Genomic DNA, 10,769 nt, shown 5'->3' with positions numbered 1-10,769 from the left:
CGAGAGGGCGGTCCGCGCAGATGACCGAGGACATGACGGGCACCCCGCCCGAGCAGGGCAGCCAGTGGTACGACCACGAGGCCGGCCCGCTCGTCCGCCCCTACGCCATGACGGGCGGCCGCACCCGGCCCGGCCCCACCGGCGTGCGGTTCGACCTGATCGCCCTGGTCACGCTGGACCCGTCCGCGCCCGGCGTGGACGACGTCCCGCTCGGTCCGGAACACCGGACCCTCCTCGAGCTGTGCCGTACGGAGACCCAGTCGGTCGCCGAACTCGCCGCGGGCGCGGACCTGCCCGTGGGCGTCGTCCGGGTCCTCCTCGGCGACCTCCTGGAACTCGGCAGCGTCACCGTCAGCCGCCCCGTGCCGCCGGCACAGTTGCCCGACGAGCGCATCCTGCGCGAGGTGATCGCGGGACTGAGGGCGCTGTAGACGCCGGCACACCGCCCACGTACTCACCTCACCCCTTGCCGGCACTCCCGAGAGAAGTGATCAATGGTCTCCGAAGACTCCGACGCCACCGGCGGCGACACCTCCGCACTGGCGTTGAAGATACTGGTCGCCGGCGGGTTCGGCGTGGGCAAGACCACCCTGGTGGGCGCCGTCAGCGAGATCCGGCCACTGCGCACCGAGGAACTGCTGAGCGAAGCCGGCCAGCTGGTGGACGACACCGACGGTGTGGACCACAAGACCACCACGACCGTCGCCATGGACTTCGGACGCATCACCATCCGCTCCGGCCTCTCCCTGTACCTGTTCGGCACGCCGGGCCAGGACCGGTTCTGGTTCCTGTGGGACGAGTTGTCGCAAGGGGCGCTCGGCGCGGTGGTCCTGGCGGACACCCGTCGCCTGGAGGACTGCTTCCCCGCGGTCGACTACTTCGAGCACCGGCGCATCCCGTTCGTGGTGGCCGTCAACTGCTTCACGGGCGCCCGGCGGCACGGCGCCCAGGACGTCTCGCGCGCCCTCGACCTCGACCGGGGCACGCCCGTGGTGTTGTGCGACGCCCGGGACCGCGACTCGGGAAAGGAGGTGCTGATCCGGCTCGTCGAGTACGCCGGGCGGATGCACACCGCCCGGCTTCTCGACTCGGTCGGCTGACCGGGGTCCCTCTCCGTCAGTCCGCGACGTCCCGCTCCGCCAGGACCCTGTCGATGGCGACACGGACGAGGAGTTCGCCCGGGACGCCGTTGCGGGCGCCGAACTCCTCGGCGCGCTCCTCGCCCATGTACCGGGCGCCGATGCGGGTGGCCCAGTGCCGTATCTCGTCGAGGTCCTCCGAGACGCGGGCACGGCCCCGCACCACCACGAAGGAGTACGGCGGCCGGTCGTCGTCCACACACAGGGCGACCCGGCCGTCACGGATGAGATTGCGCCCCTTCACGCTGTCCTTGCCGGTGTTGAACACCAGCTCGTCGCCGTCCAGGACGAACCAGATCGGGGTCACGTGCGGGCTCCCGTCGGCCCGGACCGTGGAGAGCTTTCCGGTGCGGGTGCCGTGGGAAACGAACTCCCGCCATTGCGCGTCGGTCATCTTCTCTGCCATGGCTCCCATCCTCCTTGCCCCGGCAGCGGTCGTGGGGAAGGCTGGCGTGGAGATCCTCCGGCCAGGAGGAGAATCGCACGGGGAGAAAACGGGGAGATCGGAACATGGCGCAGAACCAGGGACTGGACTGGCTGCTGGACGACCTGACCGAGCGCGTCCACCACGTGCGGCACGCACTGGTCCTGTCCAACGACGGCCTGGTGACAGGGGCGAGTACCGGCCTGCGCCGCGAGGACGCGGAGCACCTCGCGGCCGTGTCGTCCGGACTGCACAGCCTGGCCAAGGGCTCGGGACGGCATTTCGGCGCGGGCAGCGTACGCCAGACGATGATCGAGTTCGACGACGCGGTGCTCTTCGTCACCGCGGCGGGCACGGGCAGTTGTCTGTGCGTCCTCAGCGGCGCGGAGGCCGACATCGGCCAGATCGCCTACGAGATGACACTTCTCGTCAACCGGGTCGGCGAGCACCTCGACGTGGATGCGCGCCAGCCCGAACGGAAGCCGGAAACAGGCATCTGACCTGCACGTTCGTCACCCCCGCGGAGTTATCCACAGGCTCGCCACGAAGTGCGCCGAAGCGGCTACGGTTTTTTCACGGCAACCGCACACGGCGTGAGCCGCCGACTCCACGGGGGAGACCGACCATGTCAGGCACCATCGCGAAACCCGACCGCCTCACCTGCGCCGCCAGCCGGGCCGCGCGCGAACTCGACCTGAGGCGGGGCGAGTTCGATCTGGCGGTGAATCTCGGACTCGTCCGGACCGTGCCCGACGAAGGGGGCGGAGGCCGACGGGTCGCCCGCGCCGAGCTCGACCGGCTGCGCGCCGAAGACGGCTTCCCGGACGCACTGCGCGAGCGCGTCGCGACCGCAGGAACCAACGAGGGCGCCGAGCTCTTGGACGTGACACCCACCAGGTTCACGAGCCTCGCGCGCTTCGGCCTGCTGGTACCCGTGCGCTTTTACTTGAACCGCTACCGCACCGTCGTATGGCTGTATCTGGCCGAGGAGCTACGGCAGTTCGCGAGCGAGGAGAGCAACGCCCGGCTGCTGACCGGCCGCACGCCCGCGGAGGTGCGGGAAGGGCTGAAGGCGGGGCTGGACCGGCGGCCCCGCAACTGGCGGGGACGGTACATCGGGTTCCTGCTGCGGCAGGCGGGGGACGACCCGTGGGCGCACGCGGCGGCCGTCGCCCGCCTCCTCGACCCGGCCGACGTGGCGGAGGTCGTAGGGGACCCGTGCGAGCGCGACCACCTGTACCGCTGCCGACCCCGGCTTCCGGCACACGGCGCGCCCGGCTCACCCGCCGCCGAACGGGCCCAGGAGCTCATGACGGCGAGCGAGCCGGACGAAGTGGCCTGGTTCCGTGCGGATCTCGCCCACACGATGGAAACGGCCCGAAGGCGACGCCCGGCACCACGCCCGGCCCCGCAGCAGGTACCGGTGCCGGCCCCGACCTCGGCGCCGGAACCGGTCGCGGCTCCGGCGGACGACCGGTCCGTGCCCCAGGACCACACGCCTTCCCACGGCCTCCTGGGCTGGCTGCGCCGCAGAGGCCGGCGGCCTACGGGGTGATCCTGCCCCTGCCCGGGCGGAGGGCGCGCCCTGCCGTTCGCCCGACAAGCGATGAGTTTCCGGATGCGCCCCGGGCTGACCTGTGAGGAGACTATGACCGGGAGGCGATCATGTTCGGTTCGACGAAGGCGTACAGCGGTTTCTCCGTGAACGACATCGAGGCGGCCAGGAAGTTCTACGGCGACACGCTGGGACTCCGCGTCTCGGAAGAGCACGGCATGCTGATCCTGCACATCGCGGGCGGCCGGGACATCCTGGTCTACCCGAAGGAGGAGCACACCCCGGCGACCTACACCATCCTCAACTTCCCAGTCGACGACATCGAGGCGGCGGTCGACGAGCTGAGCAGAAGGGGGGTGCGTTTCGAGCGCTACGACCACCTCAAGGCGGACGACAAGGGCATCTTCCGCGGCGGCGGCCCGCTGATCGCCTGGTTCACCGACCCGGCGGGGAACGTGCTGTCCGTCCTCCAGGAATCCTGACCCGTCGGTCATGCCCGAGCTGCCCGATGTCGAGGGCTTCCGGCAGGTGCTCGAGTCCTGTGCGAAGGGACGGGTCGTGCGGCATGTCGAGGTGCGGGACGCGGGCGTCCTGCACGGGGTCGGAATCCGGGGCCTGCGTGACGCGCTGGAGGGCCGGCGGTTCGGCACCCCGGAGCGGCACGGCAAGTGGCTGCTCGCCCGCACCGGCGGTCCCACCCTGGTGCTGCACTTCGGCATGACCGGGCGGCTGGTCTGCGGTCGTCCCGACGATGCCGTCGAGGCCCACGACCGGGTGCTGTTCACCCTGAGTGGCAACCGTCAGCTGCGCTTCCGGGACCAGCGCAAGCTCCAGGGCCTGTGGCTGGCCCACGACGACACCGACCTCGACCGCCTGCTGGGGCGGCAGGGCCCCGACGCCATGGCGGTGGCCCGCGCGGATTTCGAGGCCGTGCTCTCGTCGCGCCGAGGGCACCTGAAGACCGCGCTCACCGACCAGTCCGCCCTGGCCGGTCTCGGCAATCTGCTCGCCGACGAGATCCTGTGGCGTGCCCGGCTGCGCCCCGACCGCCTGGCGCGTGAGTTCACCCAGGACGACCGCCGTCGCCTGTACAGCGAGATGCGCAGAACCTTGCGGTCCGCCGTCAGCGCCGGTTGCGTGCCGCCGCGGGACTCCTGGCTCACCGGGCATCGTGACGACCCCGACCCCAGGTGCCCGCGCTGCGGCAACGGTCTGCGCCGGTCCCGGATGGCGGGCCGCGGGACGGTGTGGTGCCCGCGGTGTCAGCCGGAGGGGTGATCCGTCCGGCCAGGACCGATCAGTCGCCGGGGTCCTCAGGAGCCCCCTGGCCCTCATGGCACTCCCACCGTCCGGCGTTCCTCGTCCGGTGCCACGAGCGACTGTGTGAACGGAATCCGCGACAGGGCGAGCACCCCCGCGGCGATCAGTGCGACACCGAACAGCTGGGGCAGCAGCCACCACCCGGTGCGGACCGTCTCCTCGTACAGGATGATGCCGAGGGCGAGGCTCACCATCGCGTCGCCGAGGGTGAGCGCGGGCTGCGAGGCGACCAGGGGACCGGCCTGCATCGCGTTCTCCAGCAGGAACAGCGCGCACACGCCCGTCGCGGCGAACGCGTAGGTCTGCCACGCGGTGAGGAAACCCACGAGTCCCTGCTCGTCGAGGATGTGGGTGGCGGCCTTCATCAGGGCCGCGGTCACCGCGTAGCTGATCGCCGTCGCGCCTCCCAGACACGCCGCCCGGGTCCGGCCCTCCGGGCGGCGCAGGGCCGCGACGGCGAGGCCGGCGACCGCCCCGGCGCACACGGCGAGCGCGGGGATCCAGCGGTCCAGCTCCACATGGGTGCGGTTGCCGGTGGGGGACGCGGCGGCGAGCGCGACCGCCAGTCCGGCCACCACCACCGTCACGGCCAGCCAGCCCGTGCGCGGCAGATGCCGGTGCATCAGCAGCGACGCGACGACGAGGGTCAGCGGCAGCTCCAGCACGAACAGCGGCTGCACGATCGTCAGCGGCCCGGTCGCCAGCGCCAGCGCCTGGCAGACGGCGGCGGCGATCACGGCGAGGATGCCGGCCAGCCAGACGGGCCGGCGCAGCAGGTCGGAGATCAGCCCGGCCCTGAGCCCCTGGGAGCGCGGCACCGTGAGGGCCGCCTTGCGCTGCAACACCGTCGCGACGGCGTTGCTGAGGGCCGCGCAGACCGCGAAGACGACGGGGAGCACGGTGTGCAGCGTGGTCACCTCCCGGACCGGCGGGCGTGTGACGCTGGCGGAGTGGCTTCTCCTGCCATGGTCGCCGGAACCGGGCATGGGCGCGATCGGAGCCCCGAGGAGCGGCCCCCACCGGCACACGACCAGGTCAGTCGAGCTTGCGGAAGAGCCCCTCCTGCACGACCGACACGACCAGCCGGCCCTCACGGTCGTAGATCCGGCCCCGGGCCAGACCGCGGCCGCCGACCGCGATGGGCGACTCCTGGTCGTACAGCAGCCAGTCGTCGGCGCGGAACGGGCGGTGGAACCACATGGCGTGGTCCAGTGACGCCATGTCGAAGCCCCGCGGGCCCCACAGCGGCTCGACCGGGATGCGGACGGCGTCCAGGAGGGTCATGTCGCTGGCGTAGGTGAGGGCGCAGGTGTGCACGAGCGGGTCGTCGCCGAGCGGCCCGACCGCGCGCATCCACACGGCGCTGCGCGGCTCGGCGTCCGCGACCTCCTCGGTGGCCCAGCGCAGCCGGTCCACGTAGCGGATGTCGAAGGGCTGGCGGCGGGCCATCCGCTCCAACTGCTCCGGCAGCGCGCCCAAATGCTCCCGGATCTCGTCCGTGACCGTGGGCAGTGACTCCGGGTCCGGGACCTTCCGGGCCGGCGGCAGCTGGTGCTCGAAGCTGCCCTCCTCCGGCTTGTGGAAGGAGGCGGTGAGATTGAAGATCGTACGGCCCTGCTGGACGGCCGTGACCCGGCGAGTCGTGAACGACCGCCCGTCGCGCACCCGCTCGACCTGGTAGACGATCGGCACGCCCGGGATGCCCGGGCGCAGGAAGTACGCGTGCAGCGAGTGCACGGGGCGGTCGCCGTCCGTGGTGCGGCCGGCGGCGACCATGGCCTGGCCCGCCACCTGGCCGCCGAAGACCCGCTGGAGCGACTCCTGCGGGCTGCGGCCACGGAAGATGTTGACCTCGATCTGCTCCAGGTCGAGCAGGTCGACCAGTCTCTCGGCCGGGTTCGTCGTCATGCGTGGGATTCTCCTGTGCTCGCTGCTGCCTGGCCGTTCAGAGCTGGCCGACGTCGGTGACCCGGACGACCGCGCGGCCCTCCGCGTCGGAGGCCGTGAGGTCGACCTCCGCGCTGATGCCCCAGTCGTGGTCGCCGTTCGGGTCGTGGAAGATCTGCCGGACCCGCCACAGGGCGTTCTCCGGCTCCTCCTCGATGATCAGCAGCTTGGGGCCGCGGGCGTCGGGGCCGGTGCCGAGGTCGTCGTACTCGTCCCAGTACTTGTCCATCGCCTCGCCCCACGCGTCGGCGTCCCAGCCGGACTCCGCGTCCATCTCGCCCAACTCCTCGACCTGGTCGAGGGCGGCCAGCTCCACCCGGCGGAACATGGCGTTGCGGACCAGGACGCGGAAGGCACGCGCGTTGGCCGTGACCGGCTTGACCTCGTCGGCCTTCTCCTGGGCCTCCTCGGCGGTCATCTCCTCCGGGTTGGCGAGCTGCTCCCACTCGTCCAGCAGGCTGGAGTCGACCTGGCGCACCATCTCGCCCAGCCACTCGATCAGGTCCTGGAGGTCCTCGGACTTGAGGTCGTCCGGGACGGTGTGGTCGAGGGCCTTGTAGGCGCTGGCCAGGTAGCGCAGCACGATGCCCTCGGTGCGCGCCAGCTCGTAGTGGGACACCAACTCCGTGAAGGTCAGCGCCCGTTCGTACATGTCCCGGATGACCGACTTCGGCGACAGCGGATGGTCGCCGACCCAGGGGTGGCTCTTGCGGTACGTGTCGTACGCGTGGAAGAGCAGCTCCTCCAGGGGCTTCGGGTACGTGATGTCCTGGAGCCGCTCCATGCGCTCCTCGTACTCGACGCCGTCCGCCTTCATCGCGGCCACGGCCTCGCCGCGCGCCTTGTTCTGCTGGGCGGCGAGGATCTGCCGCGGGTCGTCCAGGGTGGACTCGACCACGGACACCATGTCGAGCGCGTACGACGGCGATTCGGGGTCCAGCAGCTCGAACGCGGCCAGCGCGAACGTGGACAGCGGCTGGTTGAGCGCGAAGTCCTGCTGGAGGTCGACGGTGAGGCGGACGACGCGGCCGGTCGCGTCCGGCTCGTCGAGCTTCTCGACGATGCCGCCGTCCAGCAGCGAGCGGTAGATCGCGATGGCGCGGCGGATGTGCCGCAGCTGCTGCTTGCGCGGCTCGTGGTTGTCCTCCAGCAGGTGGCGCATCGCCTCGAAGGCGTTGCCGGGACGGGCGATCACCGACAGCAGCATCGTGTGCGTCACCCGGAAGCGGGAGGTCAGCGGCTCCGGTTCCGAGGTGATGAGCTTCTCGAAGGTCTGCTCCGACCACGCGACGAAGCCCTCGGGCGCCTTCTTGCGGACGACCTTGCGGCGCTTCTTCGGATCGTCGCCCGCCTTGGCGAGCGCCTTCTCGTTCTCGACGACGTGCTCGGGCGCCTGCGCGACGACGAAGCCCTCCGTGTCGTAACCGGCCCGCCCGGCACGGCCCGCGATCTGGTGGAACTCCCGGGCGCGCAGGGTGCGGACGCGCGTGCCGTCGTACTTGGTGAGGGCCGTGAACAGCACCGTGCGGATGGGGACGTTGACGCCCACGCCGAGCGTGTCCGTGCCGCAGATGACCTTCAGCAGGCCGGCCTGCGCGAGCTTCTCCACCAGGCGGCGGTACTTGGGCAGCATGCCGGCGTGATGGACGCCGATGCCGTGCCGGACGTAACGGGAGAGGTTGCGGCCGAACTTGGTGGTGAAGCGGAAGTTGCCGATCAGCTCGGCGATCTGCTCCTTCTCCTCGCGCGAGCACATGTTGATGCTCATCAGCGCCTGTGCCCGCTCCACGGCCTGCGCCTGAGTGAAGTGCACGATGTAGACGGGCGCCTGCCGCGCCGCCAGCAGGTCGGTGAGCGTCTCCGTGAGCGGCGTGTAGCGGTACTCGTACGACAGGGGCACAGGGCGGGTCGCCGAGCGGACCACCGCGGTCGGGCGGCCGGTGCGGCGGGTGAGGTCCTTCTCGAAGAAGGAGACGTCGCCCAGCGTCGCCGACATCAGCACGAACTGCGCCTGCGGCAGCTCCAGGATCGGGATCTGCCAGGCCCAGCCGCGGTCGCCCTCCGCGTAGAAGTGGAACTCGTCCATCACGACCTGGCCGACGTCCGCGTCCTTGCCGTCGCGCAGCGCGATCGACGCGAGCACCTCGGCGGTGCAGCAGATCACGGGGGCGTCGGAGTTGACGGACGCGTCACCGGTCAGCATGCCGACGTTCTCCGTGCCGAAGATCTTGCACAGTTCGAAGAACTTCTCCGACACCAGCGCCTTGATCGGGGCGGTGTAGAAGGTGACCTCGTCCCGGGCCAGCGCGGCGAAGTGCGCACCCGCCGCGATCATGCTCTTGCCGGAACCGGTGGGCGTCGACACGATCACGTTCGCGCCGGAGACCACCTCGATCAGCGCCTCCTCCTGGTGGGGATAGAGCGTGAGACCCCGCTCACCGGCCCATGACTCGAAGGCTTCGTACAGGGCGTCGGGGTCGGCGGTCCGCGGCAGCTGATCGATGAGGGTCACGCCCCCATCTTGCCTGGCCCGATGCCCGATGCGGGAATCGGCTGCGGGCCCGAAGATCACGAACGCTACGCTGGGTCGCCGGCGGGACGTCAGCGCGCCCGGTCAACTGGACAGCGGCACATGAGGAATGGGGCGGGCAGCGGCCATGATGGGACCAGCACACTCACTGTCGGGCGGCGCCGCCTGGCTCGGCGTCGGTGCGGCGGCCGCCGCGGCCGGGCACCCGATGCCCTGGCCGGTCCTCCTCGTCGGCGCTCTGATCTGCGCCGGTGCCGCGCTCGCCCCGGACCTCGACCACAAGGCGGCGACCATCTCGCGGTCCTTCGGACCGGTGTCGCGCTGGCTGTGCGAGATCGTCGACAAGCTGTCGTACGCCGTCTACAAGGCCACCAAGAAGCAGGGCGACCCGCGCCGCTCCGGTGGGCACCGGACGCTCACGCACACCTGGCTGTGGGCGGTGCTGATCGGTGCGGGTACCTCGGTCGTGGCGATCACCAGCGACCGCTGGGGGGTGCTGGCGATCCTCTTCGTGCACATGGTCCTGGCCATCGAGGGTCTGCTGTGGCGCGCGACGCGCGGCTCCAGCAGCGAGGTCCTGGTGTGGCTGCTGGCCGCCGCCACCGCGTGGATCCTCGCGGGTGTGCTGGACAAACCGGGCAACGGCGCGGACTGGCTGTTCACGGCGCCGGGCCAGGAGTACCTGTGGCTGGGGCTGCCGGTCGTGCTAGGCGCGATCGTGCACGACATCGGGGACGCGCTGACCGTCTCCGGCTGCCCGATCCTGTGGCCGATTCCCCTCGGGCGCAAGCGCTGGTACCCGGTCGGGCCGCCGAAGTTCATGCGGTTCCGGGCGGGCAGCTGGGTGGAGCTCAAGGTGCTGATGCCGGTGTTCATGCTGCTCGGCGGGGTGGGCTGCGCGGCGGCGCTCAACGTCATCTGAGCCCCTGCCGAGCCGAGGACAGGGCTCAGCGGCCGCCGTACCGGCGCTCGAACGCGGCGACCCGGCCCTCCGAGTCCACCGTGCGGGCCTTGCCCGTGTAGAAGGGGTGGCTCTCCGAGGAGATCTCCACGTCCACGACCGGGTAGGTCTCGCCGTCGTCCCACTCGATGGTCTGGTCGCTGGTCGCGGTGGACCGGGTCAGGAACGCGTAACCGGCGGCCCGGTCGCGGAAGACGACGGCGTGGTAGTCGGGGTGCTTGTCCTGCTGCATGGCTGCTCCTCGGGCGGCTCGGGTCGGTTCTGCGATCAGCCGGGCAGGACGTCCTCGTCGACGATGTGCACGGCTGCCTCCTCGGCCGACGCCGCCGCGCCGTCGATGCCCACGTCCATGGCGACCAGCGCGCCCTCCTCGTCCTCGTGCGCGCCCTCGTCGGGAGCCACGAGCCGACCGGAGCGGGCGGCGCCGACCTCGTTGTCCAGGAGTTCCCCGTCGGTGCCCTGGCAGTCCCCGAGACCGTCACCGTCCGGGGCGACGGGCTCCGGCAGCTCCTCGGCGAGCCGCTGGTCCAGCGTCTCGCCCCGCTGCCGCTCCGCCGCGGTGACGCCGCTGTGCTCCACGGCCCAGGGCCGCTCGGGAGGGGACCAGCCCCGGTCGAGGGGATCGTCGACGCCGTCGTACTCCAGGGTGTCCTCGGCGTCGAGCAGCCCCGTGTCCTCTCTCTGCTCGGATGGTTCCGGCTGGTAGACGTCGTCTCCCCAGCCGTCGGAGCTCTTCACGGGTACCTCCAGGGGGTGGGGCGGGCCCGTTCACACCGGGGCCCGCGCCGGGCCGCCGCCACACGGAGCACTGACGCCGCCCGCCGCCGGACCGCTGCCGCGGTTCCCGGGCGATCCCCCGAGCCGGTGCCTGTTTCCAGCCTTCCACTCCGCCT

General features: G+C 71.3%; 13 protein-coding genes. 7 read left to right on the top strand and 6 right to left on the bottom strand.

Annotation, left to right across the window (positions count from 1 at the left end; translation table 11 throughout):
• Positions 1-20 precede the first annotated feature (20 nt).
• The gene (locus ABFX81_RS22340) at positions 21-431 is read left to right on the top strand and encodes a DUF742 domain-containing protein (protein WP_086850866.1); all 411 of its coding nucleotides are present in this window, start codon (positions 21-23) and stop codon (positions 429-431) included.
• A gap of 63 nt (positions 432-494) precedes the next feature.
• Entirely contained in the window at positions 495-1,100 is a 606-nt protein-coding gene (locus tag ABFX81_RS22335; RefSeq protein WP_086850867.1) for an ATP/GTP-binding protein, read from the top strand.
• Positions 1,101-1,116: 16 nt separating this feature from the next.
• Here ABFX81_RS22335 and ABFX81_RS22330 read toward each other — a convergent pair whose 3' ends face one another.
• Complete coding sequence (locus ABFX81_RS22330) at positions 1,117-1,545, bottom strand: TIGR03618 family F420-dependent PPOX class oxidoreductase (protein ID WP_086850868.1); 429 nt, start codon at positions 1,543-1,545, stop codon at positions 1,117-1,119.
• Between the two features lie 104 nt (positions 1,546-1,649).
• Between ABFX81_RS22330 and ABFX81_RS22325 the strand changes: the two genes are divergently transcribed.
• The 4 genes from ABFX81_RS22325 (at position 1,650) to ABFX81_RS22310 (ending at position 4,396) form a co-directional block, all read left to right on the top strand.
• On the top strand, positions 1,650-2,063 hold the full coding sequence (locus ABFX81_RS22325) for a roadblock/LC7 domain-containing protein (protein ID WP_086850870.1): 414 nt from the start codon (positions 1,650-1,652) through the stop codon (positions 2,061-2,063).
• Positions 2,064-2,188: 125 nt separating this feature from the next.
• Entirely contained in the window at positions 2,189-3,118 is a 930-nt protein-coding gene (locus tag ABFX81_RS22320; RefSeq protein ID WP_086850872.1) for a DUF6397 family protein, read from the top strand.
• Positions 3,119-3,228: 110 nt separating this feature from the next.
• Positions 3,229-3,600, top strand: a complete 372-nt coding sequence (locus ABFX81_RS22315) for a VOC family protein (RefSeq protein WP_086850874.1) — start codon at positions 3,229-3,231, stop codon at positions 3,598-3,600.
• Positions 3,601-3,610: 10 nt separating this feature from the next.
• Entirely contained in the window at positions 3,611-4,396 is a 786-nt protein-coding gene (locus tag ABFX81_RS22310; RefSeq protein WP_086850876.1) for a DNA-formamidopyrimidine glycosylase family protein, read from the top strand.
• A gap of 53 nt (positions 4,397-4,449) precedes the next feature.
• Here the strand turns inward: ABFX81_RS22310 and ABFX81_RS22305 are convergent, their stop codons facing one another.
• The 3 genes from ABFX81_RS22305 to ABFX81_RS22295 form a co-directional block, all read right to left on the bottom strand.
• Positions 4,450-5,346, bottom strand: a complete 897-nt coding sequence (locus tag ABFX81_RS22305) for a DMT family transporter (protein ID WP_086850878.1) — start codon at positions 5,344-5,346, stop codon at positions 4,450-4,452.
• A 127-nt stretch (positions 5,347-5,473) separates the two neighbouring features.
• Positions 5,474-6,346: an acyl-CoA thioesterase gene (locus tag ABFX81_RS22300; protein ID WP_346138545.1), complete on the bottom strand. Its 873-nt coding sequence runs from the start codon at positions 6,344-6,346 to the stop codon at positions 5,474-5,476.
• A gap of 37 nt (positions 6,347-6,383) precedes the next feature.
• Entirely contained in the window at positions 6,384-8,897 is a 2,514-nt protein-coding gene (locus tag ABFX81_RS22295; protein ID WP_346138544.1) for a DEAD/DEAH box helicase, read from the bottom strand.
• Positions 8,898-9,042: 145 nt separating this feature from the next.
• Between ABFX81_RS22295 and ABFX81_RS22290 the strand changes: the two genes are divergently transcribed.
• Complete coding sequence (locus ABFX81_RS22290; RefSeq protein WP_086854474.1) at positions 9,043-9,837, top strand: metal-dependent hydrolase; 795 nt, start codon at positions 9,043-9,045, stop codon at positions 9,835-9,837.
• A gap of 25 nt (positions 9,838-9,862) precedes the next feature.
• Here ABFX81_RS22290 and ABFX81_RS22285 read toward each other — a convergent pair whose 3' ends face one another.
• On the bottom strand, positions 9,863-10,108 hold the full coding sequence (locus ABFX81_RS22285; protein WP_059418946.1) for a type B 50S ribosomal protein L31: 246 nt from the start codon (positions 10,106-10,108) through the stop codon (positions 9,863-9,865).
• 35 nt (positions 10,109-10,143) lie between these two features.
• Entirely contained in the window at positions 10,144-10,614 is a 471-nt protein-coding gene (locus ABFX81_RS22280; RefSeq protein ID WP_086854475.1) for a DUF5709 domain-containing protein, read from the bottom strand.
• Positions 10,615-10,769: the final 155 nt, after the last annotated feature.

Source organism: Streptomyces coeruleofuscus (assembly GCF_039532725.1).
GTDB classification, from domain to species: domain Bacteria; phylum Actinomycetota; class Actinomycetes; order Streptomycetales; family Streptomycetaceae; genus Streptomyces; species Streptomyces coeruleofuscus.
Note: the sequence above shows the minus strand (reverse complement) of the source record. Positions and strands in the feature narration are given on the sequence as shown.